This window comes from Caulobacter sp. GW456-12-1-14-TSB4, from assembly GCF_059424195.1.
This window is the reverse complement of sequence record NZ_JBWKZF010000010.1, coordinates 85,229-109,108: the sequence shown is the minus strand read 5'-3', so window position 1 is coordinate 109,108 and position 23,880 is coordinate 85,229. Positions and strand designations below refer to the sequence as shown.

Annotated in this window: 18 protein-coding genes; 10 read left to right on the top strand and 8 right to left on the bottom strand. The window is 68.7% G+C overall.

Going from position 1 to position 23,880, the window contains the following annotated elements; genetic code table 11:
- Positions 1 to 68: 68 nt before the first annotated feature.
- On the top strand, positions 69 to 773 hold the full coding sequence (locus tag AC07YH_RS11955) for a DUF6624 domain-containing protein (protein WP_494747207.1): 705 nt from the start codon (positions 69 to 71) through the stop codon (positions 771 to 773).
- Here AC07YH_RS11955 and AC07YH_RS11950 read toward each other — a convergent pair.
- Positions 770 to 1,180: an SWIM zinc finger family protein gene (locus AC07YH_RS11950; RefSeq protein WP_494747206.1), complete on the bottom strand. Its 411-nt coding sequence runs from the start codon at positions 1,178 to 1,180 to the stop codon at positions 770 to 772. The genes AC07YH_RS11955 and AC07YH_RS11950 overlap by 4 nt on opposite strands.
- Positions 1,177 to 1,578: a metallopeptidase family protein gene (locus AC07YH_RS11945; protein ID WP_494747205.1), complete on the bottom strand. Its 402-nt coding sequence runs from the start codon at positions 1,576 to 1,578 to the stop codon at positions 1,177 to 1,179. Before AC07YH_RS11945 ends, AC07YH_RS11950 begins: the two co-directional genes overlap by 4 nt.
- 154 nt (positions 1,579 to 1,732) lie before the next feature.
- Between AC07YH_RS11945 and divL the strand changes: the two genes are divergently transcribed.
- From divL to AC07YH_RS11915, 6 genes are all read left to right on the top strand, one after another.
- Positions 1,733 to 4,045, top strand: a complete 2,313-nt coding sequence (gene divL, locus AC07YH_RS11940) for a cell cycle protein kinase DivL (RefSeq protein ID WP_494747204.1) — start codon at positions 1,733 to 1,735, stop codon at positions 4,043 to 4,045.
- Positions 4,045 to 5,064 carry a DUF1176 domain-containing protein gene (locus tag AC07YH_RS11935; RefSeq protein ID WP_494747203.1) on the top strand — a complete coding sequence of 340 codons (1,020 nt, stop codon included), beginning with the start codon at positions 4,045 to 4,047 and terminating at the stop codon, positions 5,062 to 5,064. Before divL ends, AC07YH_RS11935 begins: the two co-directional genes overlap by 1 nt.
- Before the next feature lie 97 nt (positions 5,065 to 5,161).
- Positions 5,162 to 6,553, top strand: coding sequence for an adenosylhomocysteinase (gene ahcY, locus AC07YH_RS11930; protein ID WP_494747202.1), 1,392 nt, complete (start codon positions 5,162 to 5,164; stop codon positions 6,551 to 6,553).
- A gap of 134 nt (positions 6,554 to 6,687) precedes the next feature.
- A complete protein-coding gene (locus tag AC07YH_RS11925; protein WP_494747201.1) occupies positions 6,688 to 7,539 on the top strand; it encodes a bifunctional hydroxymethylpyrimidine kinase/phosphomethylpyrimidine kinase in 852 nt (283 codons plus the stop codon).
- Positions 7,540 to 7,541: 2 nt separating this feature from the next.
- Positions 7,542 to 8,663: a serine hydrolase domain-containing protein gene (locus AC07YH_RS11920; protein ID WP_494747200.1), complete on the top strand. Its 1,122-nt coding sequence runs from the start codon at positions 7,542 to 7,544 to the stop codon at positions 8,661 to 8,663.
- 47 nt (positions 8,664 to 8,710) lie between these two features.
- On the top strand, positions 8,711 to 9,505 hold the full coding sequence (locus AC07YH_RS11915) for a transporter (RefSeq protein ID WP_494747199.1): 795 nt from the start codon (positions 8,711 to 8,713) through the stop codon (positions 9,503 to 9,505).
- On the opposite strand, the gene AC07YH_RS11910 is transcribed toward AC07YH_RS11915, so the two are convergent.
- The 4 genes from AC07YH_RS11910 to AC07YH_RS11895 all read right to left on the bottom strand — a co-directional run bounded on the left by AC07YH_RS11910 (position 9,450) and on the right by AC07YH_RS11895 (position 14,436).
- Entirely contained in the window at positions 9,450 to 10,862 is a 1,413-nt protein-coding gene (locus AC07YH_RS11910; RefSeq protein ID WP_494747198.1) for a DHA2 family efflux MFS transporter permease subunit, read from the bottom strand. The genes AC07YH_RS11915 and AC07YH_RS11910 overlap by 56 nt on opposite strands.
- Positions 10,863 to 10,872: 10 nt before the next feature.
- A complete protein-coding gene (gene rarD, locus AC07YH_RS11905) occupies positions 10,873 to 11,781 on the bottom strand; it encodes an EamA family transporter RarD (RefSeq protein ID WP_494747197.1) in 909 nt (302 codons plus the stop codon).
- 198 nt (positions 11,782 to 11,979) lie between these two features.
- The gene (locus AC07YH_RS11900) at positions 11,980 to 13,008 is read right to left on the bottom strand and encodes an aspartate-semialdehyde dehydrogenase (protein WP_494747196.1); all 1,029 of its coding nucleotides are present in this window, start codon (positions 13,006 to 13,008) and stop codon (positions 11,980 to 11,982) included.
- 102 nt (positions 13,009 to 13,110) lie between these two features.
- Positions 13,111 to 14,436 (bottom strand): energy transducer TonB, encoded by a 1,326-nt coding sequence (locus AC07YH_RS11895; RefSeq protein WP_494747195.1) that lies wholly within the window; start codon positions 14,434 to 14,436, stop codon positions 13,111 to 13,113.
- Between the two features lie 125 nt (positions 14,437 to 14,561).
- On the opposite strand from AC07YH_RS11895, the gene polA reads away from it, so the two are divergent.
- Positions 14,562 to 17,474 (top strand): DNA polymerase I, encoded by a 2,913-nt coding sequence (gene polA / locus AC07YH_RS11890; protein ID WP_494747194.1) that lies wholly within the window; start codon positions 14,562 to 14,564, stop codon positions 17,472 to 17,474.
- 179 nt (positions 17,475 to 17,653) lie between these two features.
- The gene (locus AC07YH_RS11885) at positions 17,654 to 19,597 is read left to right on the top strand and encodes a methyl-accepting chemotaxis protein (protein ID WP_494747193.1); all 1,944 of its coding nucleotides are present in this window, start codon (positions 17,654 to 17,656) and stop codon (positions 19,595 to 19,597) included.
- A 60-nt stretch (positions 19,598 to 19,657) separates the two neighbouring features.
- Here AC07YH_RS11885 and AC07YH_RS11880 read toward each other — a convergent pair whose 3' ends face one another.
- Together AC07YH_RS11880 and AC07YH_RS11875 are read right to left on the bottom strand one after the other, a co-directional pair.
- Positions 19,658 to 19,792, bottom strand: a complete 135-nt coding sequence (locus tag AC07YH_RS11880) for a hypothetical protein (protein ID WP_494747192.1) — start codon at positions 19,790 to 19,792, stop codon at positions 19,658 to 19,660.
- Between the two features lie 198 nt (positions 19,793 to 19,990).
- Positions 19,991 to 21,178: an acetyl-CoA C-acyltransferase gene (locus AC07YH_RS11875; RefSeq protein ID WP_494747191.1), complete on the bottom strand. Its 1,188-nt coding sequence runs from the start codon at positions 21,176 to 21,178 to the stop codon at positions 19,991 to 19,993.
- A 261-nt stretch (positions 21,179 to 21,439) separates the two neighbouring features.
- Here AC07YH_RS11875 and AC07YH_RS11870 point away from each other — a divergent pair, with 261 nt between their 5' ends.
- Positions 21,440 to 23,830: a TonB-dependent receptor gene (locus tag AC07YH_RS11870; RefSeq protein ID WP_494747190.1), complete on the top strand. Its 2,391-nt coding sequence runs from the start codon at positions 21,440 to 21,442 to the stop codon at positions 23,828 to 23,830.
- Positions 23,831 to 23,880: the final 50 nt, after the last annotated feature.

Genomic DNA, 23,880 nt, shown 5'->3' with positions numbered 1-23,880 from the left:
CCCCTGGGTGGCGCGTCAAGATTCCGCCACCGTGCGTTGGCAGCGTCACCTCAACGAGGGGGACGTTCATGCTCTGGATGATCTTGGCCGCGGCCATCGCGACCGACATGCCGACGTCGCCGGAAGGGCGCGAACTGGTCACGGCGATCGAGCAGTCCATCGCCAAGGCCCGCGAGCAGAACGCGGCCCTGCCGCCGGCAAGGACGGATGTCGAACGTCTCCAGCGCTTGAACGAGCTGGACCAGGCGCCGCGCCGGATCATCACGACGTTCGACTTCGCGCGGATTCCCGAGGCCGATCGCGGGGCGGCCCTGAACGCCGCCTCGACCCGCATCGAGGCCGTGGATGATGAGAACCTCAAGGCCTTGCTGACGATGGTCCCGCCGGAAGGGTGGTTCCTGACCAGCAAGTACGGCAAGGCCGCGCGGACGGCCTTCCACATCGTTCAGCATGCCGACCTCCAGACGCAGAAGCGTTTCCTGCCGACGCTCGAGACCCTGGTTCCGGCCGGTGAATTCGACGGGCAGAACTACGGCATGATGTTCGACCGCGTGGCCATTTCCGAGGACCGGCCCCAGCGCTATGGCTCGCAGTTCCGTTGCGACGGCGGCAAGTGGCGGCCCTATCCGATGGAGGACCCCGCCAATGTCGACCAGCGGCGAAAGGCGATGGGGTTCGCCCAGACCTTCGCGGAATACAGGGTGCATTTCGATGGCTCGCCGACCTGTCCCCAGACCCGCTCGCCGCCGCCGCCGGGCATGACGCTGGACTAGTCCCGCGCGCCTTCCAGCGCCGCCAGCACCGCCGGCTGGACCCGCGCCAGTTCGGCCAGGCGTTCGATGAGGGCGTCCTTGCTGTCGAGCGCGAGACCGTCGCGCAGCTTGGCCATCCGTTCGCGGACCTTGGCCAGGTCGGCCCCGTTCGCCGCCGTGACCACGGCCGCCTGGTGCTTGCAGGCGCCGAACTTCTCGAAGCCGGGACAGGTGCACGAACCCGCGCCGGCCGGGGCCCACAGCTGCACGACATACAGGTCGCCGACGCTGCCGGTGACGTGGGCGGTGACCTTCTCGTCCTCGATGGCCACCAGATCGACGGCGCCGGCTTCGGCCATGGCCGCGCCGGTGTCGAACCAGCGCTCGTCCATGCGCTCGCGCCAGGCCTCTACGTCAAACAGGCTCATGCCTCGTCCTCGATGCGGTGGATGTCGTCGTCCGACAGGCCGAAATGGTGGCCGATCTCGTGGACCAGCACATGGGCGATCAGGTCGCCGAGGCTGACGTCGCCGCGCTCGGCCCATTCGTCCAGGATCGGGCGGCGATAGAGGAACACCCGCGAGGGCTCGGTCCCGTAGTCCAGCACCGAGCGGTGGCCGAGGTCCACGCCCTGGTAGAGGCCGGTCAGCTCGAACGGGTCCTCGATGCCCAGGCTGTCCAGGACGTCCTCGGCCGGGAAGTCATCGACGCGGATCACCACCTCGCCCGAGAGCTTGCGAAAGTCGTCGGGCAGGGCGTCGAAGGCCTGCCGGGCCAGGGCGGCGAAGTCGTCGAGCGACGGGGCGAGGCGGTCGGACCAGGTCATGAGCCTCCAAATAGAGCGATTGGAGCGTTAAGCCACCTGGTGTCCCGACGAAATCGCGACGCATGGCCACGCTTCCCCGAGATCGCGCTCTGGTCATGGCCCGACTAATCTGGGATTCTGATTCGACGACCCGCTGGGGTAAGCGACGCGCCTGATGACTTCGTACGACCTGATCCTCGCGGCGGTAGCCGGCGCGGTTTGTCTCGCCATTTGCGTCACCCTGTGGTCGCTGGGCCAGCGCCGCGGCTATGAGACCCGTATCGCCGCTCTGCGCGCGCGCCTTGGCCTGCAAGGCGGCGACACGCTGGACGCGCCCGCCTGGGTCGAGGCCTTCGACACCGCCGTGATCGCCGTCGAGGGCGGCCGCGCCGATCTCGCCGCCGGGGCCGAGGGCCTGGCCGCCTGCGCCCAGGTGCTGGGCGTCGAGGCCCGGGTCGATACGGTGATCGCCGCCCTGGGCGGGGCCGATCCCGACCATGCTCACAAGCTGACGGCGCTGTTCGAGCGCGGTGAGTCCTGCGCGTTCGAAGCGCGCGGGGCGGGCGGCTGGATCTCGGTCGAGGGCCGCGCGGCCGGCGCGCTGGCGTGGCTGCGCCTGATGGCCGGCAGCGGCGGCGATTCCGGCCTGCCGTCTGCGGCCCGCTTCGCCGCCTTCGTCGACAGCGTGGCCGAACCCGCCTGGGTCGCCGGCGCCGACGGCCAGGCCGTCTGGGGCAACACCGCCTTCCTCCGCGCCGTCGGCGCCGTTTCGGCCTCGGCCGGCGCCCTGGCCGGCAAGAGCTTCGATCGCGCCGCCGACGCCCTGGTCGTCGAGGCCGTCGAGAAGGGCGAGCGCCGCGAGGCCGTGCGCTGGATCAATCTGGAAGGCCGCCGCCGCGCGTTCCGGCTGTCGGCCCAGCCGTTGGAAGGCGGCGGGGTGGGCGTGTTCTGCGCGGACGTCACCGAGATCGAGGACGTCCGCGACGCCTTCAAGAAGCACGTCGAGGCCCACGACGAGACCCTGAACCACATCGCCGAGGCCGTGGCGATCTTCAGTCAGACGCGGCGCCTGTCCTACTACAACACCTCGTTCGCCGAGCTGTGGGGCCTGGAGCCGGCCTGGCTGAGCGACCGTCCGACCCATGGCGAGATCCTGGACCGCCTGCGCCAGCGCCGCCGCCTGCCCGAGAGCATCGACTATTCGGGCTGGAAGGCCGCCGAGCTGGCCCGCTACGAGGACCTGGGGCCCCAGGCCGACGACCTGTGGCACCTGCCCGATGGCCGCACCCTGAAGGTCGTCCGCCAGCCGCACCCGCTGGGCGGCATGCTGCTGATCTATTCCGACATCACCGGCGAGCTGCGCCTGAAGGCCCAGTACAACGCCCTGATCCAGGTGCAGCAGGCGACGCTGGACAAGCTGAACGACGCCGTCGCCGTGTTCGGCTCGGACGGCCGCCTGCGCCTGCACAACGAGGCGTTCGAGACCTTCTGGAACGTCAGCGCCTTCGCCCTGGAGGCGGCCGGCGACTTCGAGGGCGTGGTCGAGCTGTGCGTGCCGCGCCTGCACGACCTGGCCTTCTGGCGCGAGCTGAAGGGGCGGGTGGCCGATCCCGATCCGCAGATGCGCGCCCCGACCTCGGGCGAGGTCCGCACCTCGGACGATCGCATCGTGGTCTATCAGAGCCGGCCGCTGCCGGACGGCGCGACCCTGATCGCCTTCGCCGACGTCACCGACACCCGCGATCTGCAGAACGCGCTGTCGGATCGCTCCGCCGCCCTGGCCGAGGCCGAGCGCCTGAAACGCGACTTCGTGGGCAACGTCTCCTACGAGCTGCGCACGCCGCTGACGACGATCATCGGCTATTCCGAGCTGCTGGAGCGCGCCGACGGGATTTCGGAGCGGGGCCGCAACCACGTGGCCGCCGTCCGCGCCGCCGCCACCCAGCTGGCCCGCTCGATCGACGACGTGCTGGACATGGCCCAGATCGACGCCGGCGAAATGGCGCTGGAGATCGAGGACATCCGCGTCACCGACCTGCTGCTCAACGCCCAGGAACACGCCCTGAAGGACGCCCAGCTGGGCGCCGTCACCCTGGCGGTCGAGTGCGAGGAGGACGTCGGCCTGATCCGCGGTGACGGCAAGCGCCTGGCCCAGACCCTGGACCACCTGGTCGAGAACGCCCTGCGCCAGACCCCGCCGGGCGGCCGCGTCACCCTGTCGGCGCGCCGGGCCCTGGGCGAAGTGCGGCTGGACGTCTCCGACACCGGCCGGGGCGTGCCATTCCACGTCCAGGCCCACATCTTCGACCGTTTCGTCGGTCGCGATCGCGGCGGTCCGGGCCTGGGCCTGGCCTTGGTCAAGGCGCTGGTCGAGCTGCACGGCGGCTGGGTGGCCCTGGAGAGCGAGCCTGGCGCCGGCTCGACCTTCACCTGTCACCTCCCCGAGACCCAGCAGCCCGGCGCCATGCAGCCGGAACTGAGCTTCTAGTGCTGCGCGCGGCGGTCCTCGCGGCGGGGCTGCTGCTGGCCGGCTCCGCGCGCGCCGACGAGAGCCACAAGACCTTCAAGGACTGGTGGGCGGCCTGCGACAACGTCCGGGTCTGCGTCGCCTATGGCTTTCCGGCCGACGACGGCGAGGCGGTGGTCCTGCGCGTGCGCCGCGACGCCGAGGCTGGCGCCGTTCCCTCGGTGGACGTCGGGATCAACGCCGAGGACAGCAAGGGCGTCGCGGGTCCCCTGGACCTCGTCCTCGACGGCAAGGTCGTGGCCCGCACCGGTCCGCCGGAGGGCGGCGACGACGAGTTGCGCGAATGGGATGTGGTCCAGGCGCGGACGCCGGCGCTGCTGGCCGCGATCGCCCAGGGCCAGGCGCTGGACCTGAAGGCCGGCGGGCGCACGGTGGCGACGGTTTCCCTCTCCGGCGCCTCGGCCGCCCTGCGCTGGATCGACGACCAGCAGAAGCGCGCCGGCGGCGTCACCGCCCTGGTCGCCAAGGGACCGGCCCCGGTTTCGGCCGTGCCCGCGCCGCCGCCCTTGCCTGTCATCCGCGCCGCCAAGCCGGTCGCGCAGACGGGATTGGGCTCGGTTCCGCCGCCCGCCGTGATGGCCCGGCTCAAGCCCCTGGATTGCGAAGCCCACCCGCCCGAGGAGCCGACCTCCAACCGCCTGGCCCCGGGCGTGGTGCTGTGGGTGGTCCCCTGCTGGGTCGGCGCCTATCAGATCTCCTCGATCCTGGTTCTGGCCGACGAGCAGGGCGGTCACGCGCGTCTGGCGGACCTTGGCGGGGAGGGCGACGCCGAACAGCGGGCCATGGCCACCAACGCCGATTTCGACACCGACAAGCAGAGGCTCTCCAGCTACGCCAAGGGCCGGGGGATCGCCGACTGCGGGATCGCGGCGACCTATGCCTGGACCGGCAAGGCCTTCGCCCTGGTCGATCGCACCGAGCTTTCGGTCTGTCGTGGGCTTACGGACGATTACTGGGTGACGACCTTCCGCTCCCGCTGACGTCGGACATAAAGATATCTTTATGCGTTAATTGCTAGGAAGGATCGAGCGCGCTATAAGCCTCGCCAAGATCCCACCCGACCGCAGGAGCCCGACCGTGGCCGACTATATCGTCAAGGACATCTCGCTCGCCGATTTCGGCCGCAAGGAACTGGCTATCGCCGAGACCGAAATGCCGGGCCTGATGGCCACGCGCGCCGAATACGGTCCGCAGCAGATCCTGAAGGGCGCCCGCATCGCCGGCAGCCTGCACATGACCATCCAGACCGGCGTGCTGATCGAGACGCTGACGGCCCTGGGCGCCGAGGTCCGCTGGGCTTCGTGCAACATCTTCTCGACCCAGGACCACGCCGCGGCCGCCATCGCCGCCTCGGGCGTGCCGGTGTTCGCCTTCAAGGGCGAGAACCTGGTCGAGTACTGGGAATACGCCCACAAGATCTTCGAGTGGCACGACGGCGGCTACCCGAACCTGATCCTGGACGATGGCGGCGACGCCACCCTGCTCTGCGTGCTGGGCCCGAAGGCCGAGAAGGATCCGTCGATCCTGAACAACCCGCAGAACGAGGAAGAAGAAGCCCTGTTCGCCGTGATGAAGAAGTACCTGGCCGAAAAGCCGGGCTTCTACTCGGCCATCCGCGCGGCCATCGGCGGCGTGTCGGAAGAGACCACCACGGGTGTCCACCGCCTGTACCAGATGGCCGCCAAGGGCGACCTGCCGTTCCCGGCCATCAACGTCAACGACAGCGTCACCAAGTCGAAGTTCGACAACCTGTACGGCTGCCGTGAATCGCTGGTCGACGCGATCCGTCGCGGCACCGACGTCATGCTGTCGGGCAAGGTCGCGGTGGTCTGCGGCTACGGCGACGTGGGCAAGGGCTCGGCCGCTTCGCTGCGCCAGGGCGGCGCCCGCGTGATCGTCACCGAAATCGACCCGATCTGCGCCCTGCAGGCGGCGATGGAAGGCTATGAGGTCCAGACCCTGGACGACGTGGCCGGCCGCGCCGACATCTTCGTCACCGCCACGGGCAACAAGGACGTCATCACCGTCGATCACATGCGGCAGATGCGTAACAACGCCATCGTCTGCAACATCGGCCACTTCGACTCGGAGATCCAGGTCGCCGGCCTGAAGAACTTCAAGTGGGACGAGATCAAGCCGCAGGTCCACCACGTGGAATTCCCGGACGGCAAGAAGATCATCCTGCTGTCGGAAGGCCGCCTGGTGAACCTGGGCAACGCCACGGGCCACCCCTCGTTCGTGATGTCGGCCTCGTTCACCAACCAGACGCTGGCCCAGATCGAACTCTGGACGAACAAGGACGCCTACCAGAACCAAGTCTACACCCTGCCCAAGCACCTGGACGAAAAGGTCGCCTTCCTCCACCTGGAGAAGCTGGGCGCCAAGCTTTCGACCCTGCGCAAGGATCAGGCCGACTACATCGGCGTGCCGGAAGCCGGTCCGTTCAAGCCGGACCACTATCGCTACTAATAGCGACGCTTTCCGCAGCGGAAATCGTTTGAATCCAAGAGGAAAGGCTCGCCGGCGACGGCGGGCCTTTTCTTTTTGCGCCAAGCGCATACGCGCCCTATTCAAGTCTGAATTGCTCGGCTAATCGCTTTGGCATGCCGCTAGCCTTGATCATCTCCAGCCATGTCGCCGGCAGCCAGGTGGGCGCGACGGCGCAGGCCACCGCCCTGGCGCAGTTCCGCATCGACTCGATGGTCGTGCCGACCGTGCTGTACGGCCGTCATCCCGGCTGGGGCATCCCCGGCGGGGCGCCGGTGCCGATCGAGGTGTTCGAGGGCATGATGGACGGCATCGAGGCCAACGGCCTGTTCGGCCTCGTCGATCTGGTCATCACCGGCTACTTCGCCACCGCCGCCCAGGTGCGGGCCGCCGCCCGGGTGATCGACGCGGTGCGCGAGTCGCCCCGTCCCAACGGCGCGGCCACCCGTCGGCCGACCGTCATCGTCGACCCGACCATGGGCGATGCGGGCAAGGGCCTCTACATCCCGGCCGACACCGCCGACGCCATCATCGCCGACCTGATCCCGCGCGCCGACGTCGTGGCCTGCAACAGCTGGGAGCTGCAGAAGCTGACCGGCACCGACACCCGCGACCCGCAGAACGCCATGCGCGCCGCCCGGCTGCTGGGCAAGATCACGCTGGTTTCGTCCGTCCATCGCGGGGCCGAGATCGGCGCCGTCCTGGCCGACAAGAAGGAAGCCTGGCTCGCCGCCCACGCCAAGGCCGAGCGCTCGCCCAACGGCACCGGCGATCTGCTGACCGCCCTCTACGCCGCCTCGATCCTGGAGGGGCAGACCTTCTCGTACGGCCTGGCCCGCGCCGTGGGCGGGGTGGCCGAGACGGTCACCGCCGCCAATGTCTGGAACGCGCCCGAGCTGCCGATCGTGGCCATGGGCGCGCGGATCAAGCAGACCTCCCCGACCGTCCGTATCGAGCGCCTGGCCTAGACATGACCGACATCACCGGCCTCTGCCCCGACCGCTTCGCCCGCGTGCGCGAGGCGTTCGAAGCCAATTTCGCCGAGGGTGAACTGGGCGCGCGGTTCGCGTTCGCCATCGACGGCGAGATCGTCGTCGACCTGATGGGCGGCCATGCCGACCGCAAGCGCGAGGTCGCCTTCGGTCCCGACACCCTGACGGCCCTGTTCTCGACCACCAAGGCGGTGGCGGCCCTGATGGTCGCGCGCCTCGTCGACGAGGGCCGCCTGGCCTACGACCAGCCCGTCGCCGACGTCTGGCCGGAGTTCGCCCAGAACGGCAAGGGCGAGGTCACGGTCGAGCAGGCCCTGTCGCACCAGGCCGGCCTGTCGGGTTTCCCGGACGAGACCGACCCCGCCCTGTGGTTCGACTGGGACGCCACCTGCGCCAAGCTGGCGGCCATGGCCCCGCTGTTCCCGATCGGCTCGGCCAGCGGCTATCACCCGGTGACCTTCGGCTACCTGGCCGGCGAGATTTTCCGCCGCGTCGACGGCCGGACCCTGGGCACGGCGCTGCGGGAAGACATCTGCGCGCCGCTGGGCCTGGATATCTGGATCGGCCTGCCCGACAGCGAGCATGGCCGGGTCTCCGAGCTGATGCGCCCGACGGCCCTGCCGAAGTTCGGCGAGCTGAATGACGCCGTGCAGGCCGCCTTCCTCAAGCCGTGGTCCTCGCCCGGCGGCAAGGGCGCGGCCGAGTGGCGGCGGGTCGAGATCCCCTCGGCCAACGGCCACGCCACCGCCGAGTCCCTGGCGCGCCTGATGGGGGCCCTGGCCACCGACGGGACCCTGGGCGGCCGCTCGATCATCACCCCGGCCGGCATCAAGGCCGCCACCACCCAGCGCATCGTCGGCCAGGATCTGGTCCTGCCCTATGTGATCAGCTGGGGCGCGGGCTTCATGCGCAATGAGCCGAACATGTTCTATGGCCCGACGACCGACGCGTTCGGCCATTCGGGCTGGGGCGGCTCGTGCGCCTTCGCCGATCCGTCGCGGGGCGTGTCGGGGTCGTACGTGATGAACAAGCAGGGCAACGCCCTGATCGGCGACCCGCGCGCCGTGCGCCTGATCGAAGCGGCTTACGCCTCGCTTTAGAACGCTGTTGAAGCTTTGGCGTTAGGGATGCGGGCAAGGAGAGCCGCATGATCCGCACCGCCTCGATCGCTTTCATCGTTCTGGCCGCCGCCAACGTGGCCCACGCCGAAGAGCGCGACTTCTGCGCTGACCGGCCCGGCAAGGGCTCGCCGCCGTGCGTGCTGGACGCCGGGCGCTTCCAGGCCGAGGTCGGTGGCGTCGACGCCGCGTTCAGCCGGGGCGGCGGGGTTTCGGTCGATGACGTCTCGTACGGCGGGCTGGAGCTGCGGCTGGGCCTGACCTCCACTCTCGAAGGCCAGCTGAGCTGGACCGCCCACGAGCGGGTGCGGACCAAGGACCACGGCGTGGTCGACGTCGTCTCGGGCGCTGGCGACCTCGGCGCGGCCTTGCGGTGGTCGTTAAAGAACCCAGCCGGTGACGGCGTCTCGATCGCCGTGCAGCCGTTCGTCACCGCCCCGACCGGTTCGCACGGGATCGGTTCCGATCTCTGGCAAGGCGGGGTAATCGTCCCGGTCTCGATCCCGCTCAACGCCGACTGGTCGCTGAGCCTGTCGCCACAGGTCGAGGCGCGCGAGAACGCTTCGGGCTCGGGCCGTCACGCCGGCTATGCCCTGGCCGGCGGCGTTGGTCGCGCGGTCGGGCCGGTGAACCTGGGCGCGGAGCTGTGGGTCGATCGCGACGACGATCCGTCGGGCCACGTCACCCAGGCCAGCTTCGACCTGACCGCCGCCTGGACGCCGAAGTCGCTGAAGGACGTCCAGCTGGACGCCTCGGTCTATGCCGGGCTCAACCGACAGACTCCGGACCTGGAGCTGGTGTTCGGGTTGGCGCATCGGTTCTGATGGTCGCTGCCCCGACCAGGCCCGCCACGATCGCCGCCACGGCGCTGATCCCCATCACCCACGGATAGCCGCCGCCTTCGGGCGCGAAATAGACGAGGCCCAGCACCGCCACGGCCAGCAGGCCGGCGACGCGGGCGACGGCGTTGTTGATCCCTGAGGCCACGCCCGAGTGGCTCGACGGCACAGCGGTCATCACCGTGCTGGTCAGCGGCGCGACGCTGATCGTCATCCCCAGCGCCAGGATCAGCAGGGCGGGCAGGACGCCGGTCCAGAAGCCGCCGCCGATCCACGGTCCGGCCAGCAGGCCAAAGCCGACGCCGGCGGTGATCGGTCCGACCGTCAGCATGGCCCGCGCCCCGACCTTGTTGGCCACGCGACCCGCCACGCCCGACAGTGTCCCCATCACCAGCGATAGCGGCAACAACGTCGCCCCGGCCTGGGCGGCCTTGTAGCCATGCCGGGCGATCAGCTCGTAGGGCAGGAAGAACAGCGCGCCCGTCAGGCCGAAATAGAGCGCCAGGGTCAGCAGGTTGGCGCCGCTGAAGGTGGTCGAGCGGTAGAGCGACAGCGGCATCATCGGATGCGCCTCGCGGCCTTGCAGCACCACGAAGCCGACCAGGATCGCCGCGCCGGCGAGGAGGGCGCTCCACACGGCGGGACTGGCCCAGCCGCGCTCGCCGGCCGCGGTCAGGCCCCAGGTCAGGGCGCCCAGGCCCGTGGCGGCCAGCACCGCTCCGCGCCAGTCCAGGTGCTGCACGTCCGGGTCGCGGCTCTCGGGGACCGCCTTCAGGGTCAGCCAGACCGTGGCGGCGGCGATCGGCAGGTTGATCAGGAAGATGGCCCGCCACGACACCGCATCGACCAACCAGCCGCCCAGCACCGGCCCGATGGCGGCGGTGACCGCGCCAAACCCGGCCCAAGCCCCGATCATCGGCCCGCGCGCCTCCTCGTCGAAGGCCGCGCCGAGGATCGCCAGGCTGGCGGGGACCACGAAGGCGGCGGCGATGCCCTGCACGGCGCGGGCGGCGATCAGTAGCTCGACATTGGGCGCGATCGCGCAGGCCAGGGACGCCAGGGCGAAGAGCGCGACGCCGACCACGAACACCTTACGTCGTCCGTAGCGGTCGCCGGCCGAGCCGCCGATCAAAACCAACGAGCCAAGCAGCAGCAGGTAGGCGTTGACGATCCACTGGATCTGGGCCGGCTGCGCCTTCAGCGCCGTCCGGATGGCGGGCAGGGCGACATTGACCACCGAGCCGTCGATGAAGGCCAGGCTGGAGCCCAGCACCGTCGCGGCCAGGATCAGCCGGCCGCGTCCCTTGGAGATCGTCTGCTCATCCGCCATGGCCGCGACCATGGCCCGGACCTCAGGCGGGCGCTAGCACCTTGGTCTTCTTCCAGGCCCCGTAGGCGAAGGTCGCCACGCCCAGCCAGATGAACACGAACGACAGCGCCCGCAGCGGCGTGAACGCCTCGCCGAACGCCACGCCCAGCAGGAACTGGATGGTGGGGGCGATGAACTGCAGGAAGCCCACGGCGCTCAGCGGCAGGCGGCGGGCCGACCAGGCAAATAGGGCCAGCGGCACGACCGTGGCCGGACCGGCGATGGCCAGCAGCGCGGTCACCGCGCCGCCGTGGCCGAAGTGGCCCTGACCCGTCGACTGCAGATGCATCACATAGAAGAGGCCGGGCAGGGCCAGATAGGCGCACTCGATGAAGAGCCCGGTCTGGGCGTCGGCCTTCACGCGCTTCCTCAGGATGGCGTAGGCGCAGAAGGTGGCGGCCAGGCCCAGCGAGACGATAGGCAGGTGGCCCAGGGCGATGGTCTGGATGGCCACGCCGACGGCCGCGAAACCGATGGCGACCTTGCCCTCGGTGGTCATGCGCTCGCGGAACAGCAGCGCTCCGGCCGCCATGTTCATCAGCGGGTTGATGTAATAGCCGAGGCTGGCCTCGATCACGTGGCCGGCGTTCACCGCGAAGACGTAGATCGTCCAGTTGCTGAAGATCGCCGCCGTCGACAGCAGCAGCATGCCCAGCGTGCGGGGCTGGCGCAGCACCTGCGCGACCTGGCCGCCCTGCCTGGCGATCAGCACCAGGCCGCCGGCCCACAGCACCGACCACAGCGAGCGGTGGGCGATCATCTCCCAAGACGTCGCGCCCAGGTTGGACAGCAGGTGGAAATAGAGCGGCAGGAAGCCCCACAGCACGTAGCAGCCGACCCCGGCGGCATAGGCGGGACGGCTATCGGTGGCGGGGCTGGAGCTAGGCGGCATGGCTCGGAGCGTTTCTCAGGTGGAAGGATCACTGTCCGCCCGAAACTTGCGGAGCTTTCCCAAACCCGATCTTCCCGGCGAAAGCCGGGACCCAGATCTCAAGGCGCTTGGGCTGACGGGAAGGGCGCTGAGCTCATAGCGTCAGCCCTAGCGCCCTTCCATCTGGGCCCCGGCTTTCGCCGGGGAGACGGGATGAAGTTAAGCCGCCGCCTTGGACTTGATCAGGCCCTTGTCATGGAGCAGCTGAGCAATCTGCACCGCGTTCAGCGCCGCGCCCTTGCGCAGGTTGTCGGCCACGCACCACAGGGCGATGCCGTTCTCGACGGTCGGGTCGGTGCGGATGCGCGAGACATAGACCGGGAACTCGCCGGCGGCTTCCTTCGGCGTCATGTAGCCGCCGTCCTCGCGCTTATCGATGACTTCCACGCCGTCGGCCTCGCGCAGGATCTCGCGGACGTCTTCCTCGTCCAGCGGGGTCTCGAACTCGATGTTCACCGCTTCGGCGTGGCCGACCATGACCGGCACGCGCACGGCGGTGGCGGTCAGCTTGATCGACGGATCCAAGATCTTCTTGGTCTCCATCATCATCTTCCACTCTTCCTTCGTGTAGCCGTCCTCCATGAACACATCGATGTGCGGGATGACGTTGAAGGCGATCTGCTTGGTGAACTTCTTGGGCGGCGGCGAGCCCAGGACGAAGACGCCCTTGGTCTGGTCCCACAGCTCGTCCATGCCCTCTTTGCCGGCGCCCGACACCGACTGGTAGGTCGAGACGACGACGCGCTTGATCTTGGCTTCGGCGTGCAGCGGGGCCAGCACCACCACCAGCTGCGCGGTCGAGCAGTTGGGGTTGGCGATGATGTTCTTGGGCAGCTTGTCGACGGCGTTCGGGTTCACTTCCGGCACCACCAGCGGCACGTCCGGGTCCATGCGGAAGTGGCTGCTGTTGTCGATGACGATCGGACCGGCCGCGCCGATCTTCTCGCCCCAGGCCTTGGAGATGGCGCCGCCGGCGCTCATCAGCACGATGTCGACGGTCGAGAAGTCGAACTGCTCAAGGTCCTCGCAGTGCAGGATCTTGTTGCCGAACGAGACTTCGACGCCGATGGATTTGCGGCTGGCGATGGCGTGCATCTTGTCCACGGGGAATTTGACTTCCTCGAGGATGTTGAACATCTCGCGGCCCACATTGCCCGTGGCGCCGACCACGGCGACCCGGTAACCCATCGCGCTCTCCTGAAATAGTGTCCGCGTACCGCGCGGAGCGTGGTTCCCGTACGCCTCCCGCCCCCCGCGCGCAAGGCGAGGAAAGCTGGCGGAGTGATCAGCTTAAGGCTGGCCGCCCGTCTTCGGCGCCGCCGGCGCGGCCGGAGCATCATCCGCCATCGAGAAGGTGATCGGGATGGTGATGGTCAGGCCGTCCACCGTGTCGCCCTCCTTGGTCCAGGGGTTCATGCGCATCAGCGAGACCGCCTTGATCGCCGCCGCGCCGAAGTCGAGGCCGGTCGGGGCCTCGCGCACGGCCTGGCAGTCGGCCAGCGCGCCGGTCGGGGTGATGAGGCATCGCACCGCCGCCGAACCGGACTTCACGCCGGCCTTCGTCGCCGCCTCGGGATAGACGGAGGCCATGCCGTCGGCCGTCAGGGTCTCGATCCAGCGCGGCTTGGTCAGCTTGCGCATGTCCGGCGCGGCCGGGTCGCGGAAGCGGAACGGGATGTCGATCGCGTACTTCCGGGACAGCTTGGACTCGACGGTCACCTTGAACGACTTCGACAGCGCCTTGGCGGCCTTGCCGAAGCCCTTGCCGTTCGGGCTTTCGGAAATGGTGTCGCAGTTGTGCAGCCCGCCCGTGTCGTCGAGCTCGCAGCGCAGGGCGGCCTGGCCCGACGGCAGGCCGGCGGCTTCCTTGGGCCAAGCGGCGTTGACCTGGGCCTGGGTGGGCGCCTGGACCCACGGCGGGTCCAGCACGACGCTGGAGCTGCCCAGTTCGGGCGAGGGCACGCCGGCCCAGACGATCGGGATGGTGACCTCGCCGCCGGGGACCGCCTTGCCGCCCCGGATGCGCGGCGTCATGCGCAGCTGCGGCGCCAGTTGCAGGGCGGCCAGGCCGAAGTCGAGGCCGACGGGGTCCTCGTCGCGCACCTTGCAGGCCTCCAGGAAGCCCTCGACGGTGATCTTGCAGTTGATCGAGGCGCGCCCGACGCGTCCGGCGTTGATGGCCTTGACCGGGAAGACGCCGGCCAGATCGAAGGCCGTGGGCTTTTTCAGCCAATCGGGCTCGGCGTCGCCCGGCGCCAGGATGTCGAAGCCGGTGCGCACCCGGCGGCCCACGGTCGAGGCGCCGGCCTGGTCCTTGGTCTTGACCCGCTCGTAGGCGGCCAGGCTTAGCGCCGCCGCGCCAAAGCCCTGACCGGCCGGCGTTTCCCTGATGGTCTTGCAGTCGGCCAGCTTGCCGTCCGCCGCGACCGCGCAGTCGAGGACGACGCGGCCGCTCTCCGTCGCGCCTTTCGGAAACAGCGCCTTGGCCTTCTCGCGCGGCGCCCGCGCCGTCCAGGCCGGGGCCCAGCCCGGCGTCTTGTCGTCATCATCGTCGGCATGGGCCGTGGCGACACAGAAGCCGGCCACGAGCAAGGCCAGCAGGAATTGACGCGACAAGACGAGACCCCGTGAAAGGCGGCGCGCGGCCCCCTGGCGACACGACCTAAGGTGGAGATTAGGCGATCGATTTGCGCGCCGCCAGAGGGTTCCCGACACACCCGGCTCCCCCTATGTTGCCGGCCATGACCGACGCCGCCGCGCCCCCGCCTCCGAACGCTTCCGAACCAACCCAGGACGGTCCCGCCGTCCGGCTCTTTCTTGTGGATGGCTCGGCCTATCTGTTCCGCGCCTATCACGCGCTGCCGCCGCTGACCCGCAAGAGCGACGGCCTGCCGGTGGGCGCCGTCCAGGGCTTCTGCAACATGCTGTGGAAGCTGATCCGCGACATGCAGGGCGACGCGCCCACGCACCTGGCGGTGATCTGGGACCACTCGGAGAAGACGTTCCGCAACAAGCTCTACGACCAGTACAAGGCCCACCGTCCGCCGCCGCCCGAGGACCTGATCCCGCAGTTCGCGCTGGTGCGCGAGGCGACCCTGGCGTTCGGCGTGCCGGCCATCGAGCTGCCGGGCTACGAGGCCGACGACCTGATCGCCGCCTATGCCTGCAAGGCTCGTGAGATGGGCGGCGAGGCGGTGATCGTCTCGTCGGACAAGGACCTGATGCAGCTGGTCGGCGACGGCGTCTCGATGTTCGACCCGATGAAGGGCCTGCGTATCGAGCGCGAGCAGGTGTTCGAGAAGTTCGGCGTCTATCCCGACAAGGTCGTCGACGTCCAAGCCCTGTGCGGCGACAGCGTCGACAACGTCCCCGGCGCGCCCGGCATCGGCATCAAGACCGCCGCCCAGCTGATCACCGAATATGGCGACCTCGACACGCTGCTGGCCCGGGCCGGCGAGATCAAGCAGCCCAAGCGCCGCGAGACCCTGATCGAATTCGCCGACCAGATCCGCCTGTCGCGGGCCCTGGTGAAGCTGGACTGCGACACCCCGCTGCCCCAGCCGCTGGACGAGTTGACCGTGCGCGAGCCGGACAAGGCGGTGCTGGCCGCCTTCCTGGAGCAGATGGAGTTCCGCACCCTGGCCCGCCGGGTCGGCGACGGTTCGGCCGCGATGGCGCCGGGTACGCTAGGTCTGTCGGGCGGCAGCGACCGCGCGCCCAGCACGCCGAAGGCTCCGGTCAGCACCGTCTCGTACATGGGCGCCGCCGCCCGCGCCGCCGCCAATCCGGTGGCCGAGCCGGTCACCATCGACCACGCCGCCTATGCCTGCGTCCGCGACCTTGAAACCCTGCGCGCCTGGGTCGCCAAGGCCACGGCCAAGGGCGTCGTCGCCTTCGACACCGAGACCGACGCCCTGTCCTCGGCCAATGCCGGCCTGTGCGGCGTGTCGCTGGCGATCGCGGCGGGCGAGGCCTGCTACATCCCGATCAGCCACTGCGAGAAGGCCGACGGCCTGGCCTTCGAGGCCCCCGCCGACATCGAGCAGATCGCCCTGGCCGACGTCACCGCCACGCTGAAGCCGCTGCTGGAAGACCCGGCGGTGCTGAAGGTGGCCCAGAATGCCAAGTACGACATCGCCGTCCTGGCCCGTCACGGCATCGACGTCGCGCCGATCGACGACACCATGCTGATCTCCTACGTGCTGGAGGCCGGCGAGCACGGTCACGGCATGGACGAGTTGTCCGAGCTGCACCTGGGCCACAAGCCGATCCCGTTCAAGCAGGTGTGCGGCACCGGCAAGGGCCAGATCAGCTTCAAGCACGTGGCTCTGCCCGAGGCGACTGCCTATGCCGCCGAGGACGCCGACGTCACCCTGCGCCTGTGGGAAATCCTCAAGCCCCGCCTGGCGCGGGCCGGCCTGTCGACGGTCTACGAGACCCTGGAGCGGCCGATGCCAGCCGTGCTGGCGGCGATGGAGAACGAGGGGGTCATGGTCAACCCCGAGGCCCTGCGCCTGCTCTCCAACGAGTTTTCGCTGCGCATGGCCAAGTTCGAGGAGCGCGCCCAGGAGCTGGTCGGCCGGCCCTTCAACCTGGGCAGCCCCAAGCAGATCGGCGACGTGCTGTTCGGCGAGATGAACATGAAGGGCGGCAAAAAGACCGCCACCGGCCAGTGGTCGACCGACAGCGACGTGCTGGAGAGCCTAGCCCTGGAGCACGAGCTGCCGCGCGTGCTGCTGGACTGGCGTCAGCTGTCCAAGCTGAAGGGCACCTACACCGAGAACCTGATCGCCGCGATCGCCGAGCGCACGGGCCGGGTCCACACCTCCTACGCCCTGGCCGCGACGACGACGGGACGGCTGTCGTCGTCGGACCCGAACCTGCAGAACATTCCGATCCGCACCGAGGAAGGCCGCAAGATCCGCAAGGCCTTCATCGCGCCGGCGGGCAAGGTGCTGATCAGCGCCGACTACAGCCAGATCGAGCTGCGCCTGCTGGCCCATATCGGCGACATCCCGCAGCTGAAGAAGGCGTTCCAGGAGGGCCTGGACATTCACGCCATGACGGCCTCGGAAATGTTCGACACGCCGATCGAGGGCATGGACCCGATGATCCGCCGCCGAGCCAAGGCCATTAATTTCGGCATCGTCTATGGCATCTCGGCGTTCGGCCTGGCCAACCAGCTGGGCATCGGCCAGGGCGAGGCCGGGGCCTATATCAAGACCTATTTCGAGCGCTTCCCGGGCATCCAGGCCTATATGGACGCGACCAAGGCCTTCGTGCGCGAGCACGGCTATGTCTCGACCATCTTCGGGCGGAAGATCAACATCCCGGAGATCCAGTCCAAGTCGGTCGGCCAGCGGCAGTTCGCCGAGCGCGCGGCGATCAACGCTCCGATCCAGGGCGCGGCCGCCGACGTCATGCGCCGGGCCATGGTCCGGATGCCGGCCGCGCTCGAAGCCGCGGGCCTTGAGGCCCGTATGCTGCTGCAGGTGCACGATGAACTGGTGTTCGAGGCGCCGGCAGCCGAGGCCGACCGCGCCTGTGCGGTGATCCGCACGGTGATGGAGAAAGCGGCCGAGCCGGCGGTGGCGCTCAGTGTGCCGCTCACGGTCGAGGCGCGGGCCGCACTCAACTGGGATGAGGCCCACTGATCAAAAAAATAGCGGGAAATGCCCGTTGTGCGACATTCCGCCACGTCACGGTTAATGCCCCGGCAACCCTTCGAGGCCCACTGCTGTCTGTGACGCCCGCGAACCGTAGTACCAGTTTAAAGAGTAGCGTTATCCAAGGTTTAGCGGTCGCCGCCCCCCATTTTGAGGAGCCCCGGCCGGTGTCTTTTGGCGATCTGAAAATTCCGCAGAAACTGATGGCGGTGTTCGCTGTCATGCTGACCACCATCGTCCTGATGGGTGCGTCGCTCTACGCCAACAAGGTGGGCTACGGTCACTCCGTGGAACGCACCGAGCGGGCCTATGAGATGCTGCGCCAGGCGGACACGGCGGCGTTCCGCCTGACCCGCCAGGAGAACTCGCTGCGCGGCTTCCTGCTCTCGGGCGACAACTACTACGTCAAGCGCCTGGAAGAGGCCCACAAGCCCAAGTTCCTGGCCGCGCTGGACGAACTGCGCAAGCTGGCCGACGGCGACCAGGAAGACCTGGCCCGCATCGCCGCCGTCGACGCCGCCTATGCCGACTATCGCAAGCTGGCCATCGAGCCGGGCGAAACCCTGGGCGCCGATGCGGCCACCCGTCCGCAGGCGGTCGAGCTGGTCAAGCACGATGGCGTCGCCGACAAGGCCGTGACGCCGGTCGAGGACGCCATCGAGGCCATCTCCAAGAACGCCGAGGCCGAACTGACCGCCGAAGCGGCCGCCCAGAAGAAGGCTTCGACGGAGTCGACCCTGGCCCTGGCCATCGGCATCCTGATCACGGCCGGCATCGCCATCGGCGGCGGCCTGCTGCTGACCGGCGCCATCGCCGCGCCGGTGACCGCCATGACCAACGCCATGCGCCGCCTGGCCTCGGGCGACAACGCCGTGGCCGTGCCGGCCGAGGGCCGCAAGGACGAGATCGGCCACATGGCTTCGGCCGTGGCCTACTTCAAGGACTCCGCGCTGGAGAAGATCCGCGTCGAGCTGGCCGCCGCCAACGACCGCGCCGCGGCCGACGGCGAGCGCGTCGCCAACGAGGCGGAGAAGGCCGAGATCGCCCGTAACGACGCCGTCGCCATCACCGCGCTGAACGAGGCGCTGGACCACATGGCCGGCGGCGACCTGACCCACCGGATCACCACGCCGTTCGCCCCGAAGGTCGAGAGCCTGAAGGCCAACTTCAACGCCGCCGCCGACCGCATGCAGCAGGCGATCCAGTCGATCAACTCGGCCACCGGCGGCGTCAACAGCGGCGCCGACGAGATCGCCGACGCCTCCGACAACCTGTCGCGTCGCACGGAACAGCAGGCCGCCAGCCTGGAAGAGACCGCCGCCGCCCTGGACGAGATCACCGCGACGGTCCGCAAGACCGCCTCGGGCGCCAAGGAAGCCTCGCAGGTCGTGGCCAATGCCCGCTCGGACGCCGAACGCTCGGGCCGCATCGTCGGCCAGGCCGTCGCGGCCATGACCGAGATCGAGACCTCGTCCAACCAGGTCAGCCAGATCATCGGCGTCATCGACGAGATCGCCTTCCAGACCAACCTGCTGGCCCTGAACGCCGGCGTCGAGGCCGCCCGTGCGGGTGAAGCCGGCCGTGGTTTCGCGGTCGTCGCTCAAGAAGTGCGGGCCCTGGCCCAGCGCTCGGCCGACGCCGCCAAGGAGATCAAGACCCTGATCTCGACCTCGACCCAGCAGGTCGAGGCCGGCGTGGACCTGGTCGGCCAGACCGGCGAGGCGCTGAGCCGCATCGTCGAGCAGGTCGCCTCGATCGACGCCCTGATGAAAGAGATCTCGGCCTCGACCACCGAACAGGCCACCGGCCTGAACGAGGTCAATGGCGCGGTGAACCAGATGGACCAGGTCGTCCAGCAGAACGCCGCCATGGTCGAGGAAGCCACCGCCGCCTCGCACTCGCTGAAGAACGAGGCCAAGGCGCTGATGGAGCTGGTCGGTCGCTTCCGCGTCGGCGAAGGCTCGGCGGTCGCCAAGTCGCGTCCGGCCCAGACGACCTATCGTCCGCCGGCGCCTCAAGCCCGGCCAGCGCCGCAGCGCCCGACGGTCTCGGCGCGTCCGGGCCGCGGTTCGGCCGCCGTTGCGGTCAGCGAGGATTGGGAAGAGTTCTGATCGCCTGAGCGATCGACGCTTTCAGCGGGCTCTCCGGGTGACCGGGGAGCCCGTTCGCGTTTAGCCGCGGTTCAGCGCGATCGTCTCGAACGACGACTTGGTGGTCTGGGGGCCGTGGCTGGGGTTCGGCGTCGGCAGGGCGAGACCGATCGCGGCGGCGATCAGCAGAGCGACGGTGAAGAAGGCCTTGGCCATGGTCCTATCTCGGGTCTGGCGTCTTGAAGCGACAATTCGCGGTACGCCGACGAGAGCCTAGATGGCCCCGCGTCCGGCGGGTTCAAGGCCCGGGTCTCTAAGGTCCCCGAACGTCGTGATCCAATAGGAAAGGCCGGAAACCGGCTTGAGGGTTCCCGGCCTTTTTTGACCCGATGCGCTACGAAATCGGGAACGAAATTAGAAGATCTCGAACAGGCCGGCGGCCCCCATACCGCCGCCGATGCACATGGTCACGACGCCCAGCTTGGCCTTGCGGCGCTTGCCTTCCAGCAGCAGGTGGCCGGCGCAGCGGGCGCCGGTCATGCCGAAGGGGTGGCCGATGGCGATCGAGCCGCCGTTGACGTTGTACTTCTCCGGATCGATGCCCAGGCGGTCACGGCTGTAGAGGCACTGCGAGGCGAAGGCTTCGTTCAGCTCCCACAGGTCGATGTCGTCGACCTTCAGGCCGTGGCGTTCCAGGAGGCGCGGCACGGCGAAGACCGGACCGATGCCCATCTCGTCGGGCTCGCAGCCGGCGATCGCGAAGCCGCGGAACAGGCCCAGCGGCTCCAGGCCGCGCTTCTCGGCTTCCTTGCGCTCCATCACCACCACGGCGGCCGCGCCGTCCGACAGCTGGCTGGCGTTGCCGGCGGTGACGAAGTTGCCCGGACCCTTGACCGGCTCCAGCTTGGCCAGGCCTTCCAGCGTGGTGTCGGGGCGATTGCACTCGTCCTTCGTCACCACGTAGTCGACCAGGCTCTCTTCCTTGGTCTCCTTGTTGACCACCTTCATCTTGGTGGCCATCGGCACGATCTCGTCGTCGAACAGGCCGGCGGCCTGGGCGGCGGCGATGCGCTGCTGGCTGCGGAGCGAGTACTCGTCCTGGTATTCGCGGCTGATGTTGTAGCGCTTGGCGACGATGTCGGCGGTGTCGATCATCGCCATCCACAGGGCCGGGTGGGTCTTGAGCAGCTTCTCTTCGGTGATGTGGAAGCGGTTCATGTGGCCGCCGGCATTAACCAACGAGATCGACTCCACGCCGCCGCCGACCGCGACCGGCGCGCCGTCGTTGCGGACATAGTTGGCGGCCGTGGCGATGGCTTGCAGGCCCGACGAGCAGAAGCGGTTGACCGTCTGGCCCGAGGTGGTGACCGGCAGGCCGGCCCACATCGCGGCGTTGCGGGCGACGTTCATGCCGGTGGCGCCTTCGGGGCCGCCGCAGCCCAGCACCACGTCCTCGACCTCGGCCCCTTCCAGGCCGGCGCGCGACACGGCGTGCTGGATGGCGTGGCCGGCCATGGCCGCGCCATGGGTGTTGTTGAAGCCGCCACGAACTGACTTGGCCAGGCCGGTGCGGGCGTAAGAGACGATGACCGCTTCACGCATAGAGGCGTACTCCCCGTTAAACGTTAGTTTGAATTTGGGTCCACCCTAGACCGGCTTTTTGCAATGCGAAAGGTCACGTATGCGTCAACGTCATCTCAGCCCACTTTTCATACGGTTGTTTCTAAATGTCCGGACACCGGTGTCTAAAATGCTGATTTCTCACAGCTTCGTTTGGCGTTGACTTTCGCTGATTCCAGGAGAAACGCTGGGGTTGCGTCGGAGGCTCGACTTCCCGCGCCAAAAACATACGGGAGGACTTCAATGACCATCGCTACGCCGCGCCGTTCGGCGCGTCGCGCGCTGCTGGGCGTCAGCGCGCTTGCCACCATTCTCGCGGCGCCCGCCATCGCGGCCGCTCAGCAGACCGACAACACCGCCATCGACGAGATCATCGTCACCGCCACCAAGCGGGACGCCTCGATCCAGGACATTCCGTTCTCGATCAACGCCCAGACCGAAAAGGACATCCAGCGCTCGGGCGCGGTGACCCTGGAGGACCTGTCGCGCAACGTCGCAGGCCTGACGATCCAGAACCTGGGTCCCGGCCAGAGCCAGGTGTCGGTGCGCGGCGTCTCGGCCGGCCAGGTCGTGCGCGACCAGCCGGGCGTCAAGGAACAGGTGGGGGTCTATCTCGACGAATCCGTGATCTCGCTGTCGCTGTTCACGCCGGACGTCGACCTCTTCGACCTGAACCGCGTCGAGACCCTGCGCGGGCCGCAAGGCACGCTGTTCGGCTCGGGCTCGGTCGGCGGCACGATCCGCTACATCACCAACCAGCCGAAGCTGGGCGTGTCGGAAGGCCTGTTCGAAGCCAACGCCAACCTGGTCGGCGGCGACGACTTCGGCGGCCATGTGAAGGGCATGTTCAACGTGCCGATCGGCGACAAGGTCGCCATGCGCGCGGTCGGCTACCTGACCCAGTACGGCGGCTTCATCAATGCGCGCGGCGAGGGCGGTTCGCTGAAGAAGAACGTCAATGACGGCACGCGTCGCGGCGGCCGCCTGTCGTTCGTGATCAAGCCCACCGACACCGTCACCCTGACCCCGCGCGTGGTCTATCAGGAGATCCGCGCCCACGGCTTCAATCGCGAGGAGGTCTACAACCTCTACGCCAACCCTAACACCACGACCCGGCCGAAGATCACCTTCGACGAGCGCGAGCAGTACCTGCTGCTGGACGAGAGCTTCGCCGACAACACCCTGATCGCCGACTTCACGGCCAATATCGACCTGGGCGCGGCGACCCTGACCTCGGTCAGCAGCTACATCAGCCGCGACATCGCCGTGAACCGCGACGCCAGCGCCCTGTCGGGCAGCGTCTCGGTCGACCTGGGCTTCCCCGCCGCGGCGGTGATGCTGCCGTCCAGGCTGGTCGATACGACGGACCTGGAGCAGTACACCCAGGAACTGCGCCTGGCCTCCAGCGGCGAGGGGCCGCTGCAGTGGGTGATCGGCGGCTTCTATTCGAAGGTCGACCGCGTCTACAACCAGACCCTGCCGACCCCCGGCTACGACGCCTATACCGACGCGGTGCTGGGCGCGGGCACCTCGGCGGCGGTGCGCAACGGCTTCTCGGCCAACTCGCCCTACAACGCCTACCTGCCCTACGACATCAAGCAGAAGGCCGTGTTCGGCGAGCTGAACTACACGCTGGGCAAGCTGACCGCGACGGCCGGCGGCCGCTATTACGACTTCAGCGAAACCCGCCAGTTCAAGTCGGGCGGTCTGTTCGCCAATGGCGACAACCGCACCGACAAGACCTCGTCGGACGGCTTCACGCCGCGCTTCCTGCTGAGCTACGAGGCCAGCGACAACGTCACCTTCAACGCCCAGGCCTCGAAGGGCTTCCGCCTGGGCGGGGTCAACGACCCGCTGAACCTGCCGCTGTGCTCGGCCTCGGACAAGGTGATCTTCGGCGGCTACCAGACCTACAAGGACGAGACGCTCTGGAACTACGAGGGCGGGGTGAAGTCGCGCTTCGGCCGGGTCACCTTCAACGGCGCGGCCTTCTACACCGACATCAGCAACCTGCAGACCACGCTGGACGCCGGATCGTGCAGCTCGCGCGTGGTGTTCAACGTCGCCAAGGCCCACACCAAGGGCGTCGAGGGCGAGTTCCGGGCCCGCCTGGCCTCGGGTCTCGATCTCGGCCTGTCGGGCAGCCTGGTGGAGGCCGAGTTCGATAGCAGCGTGAAGGACGGCACGGGCGCGATCCTGGGCGGCATCCGCGACGGCAACCGCCTGCCGTCGGTGCCGAAGTTCCAGATCTCGGCCGACATCACCTACAACAAGCAGATCAACGACGACATGAAGGCCTATGTCACGGCCTCGGTTCAGCACGTCGGCAGTCGTTTCACGCAGGCCAGCGACCAGGAGAGCAACCCGCGCTCGTTCGTCTCGGGCCTGGCGTTCGGCGGCGCCACGGGCGCGGTCCCGACGGTCGTGAACCTGAAGCTGCCCAGCTACAAGATCGTCAATCTCAGCGTCGGGCTGGAGATGGCCGACGGGGTCGATCTGGTCGCCTACGTCAACAACATCTTCGACGAGAACGCCCTGCTGTCCTTCGACCGCGAACGCGGCGGTCGGGCGCGCCTGGGCTATTCGGTGGGCCAGCCGCGCACCATGGGCGTGACGGTCAGGAAGTCGTTCTAGATCTCCGGAGGGCGGTCGCTGCGGCGGCCGCCCTTTCCGTTACGGTGACT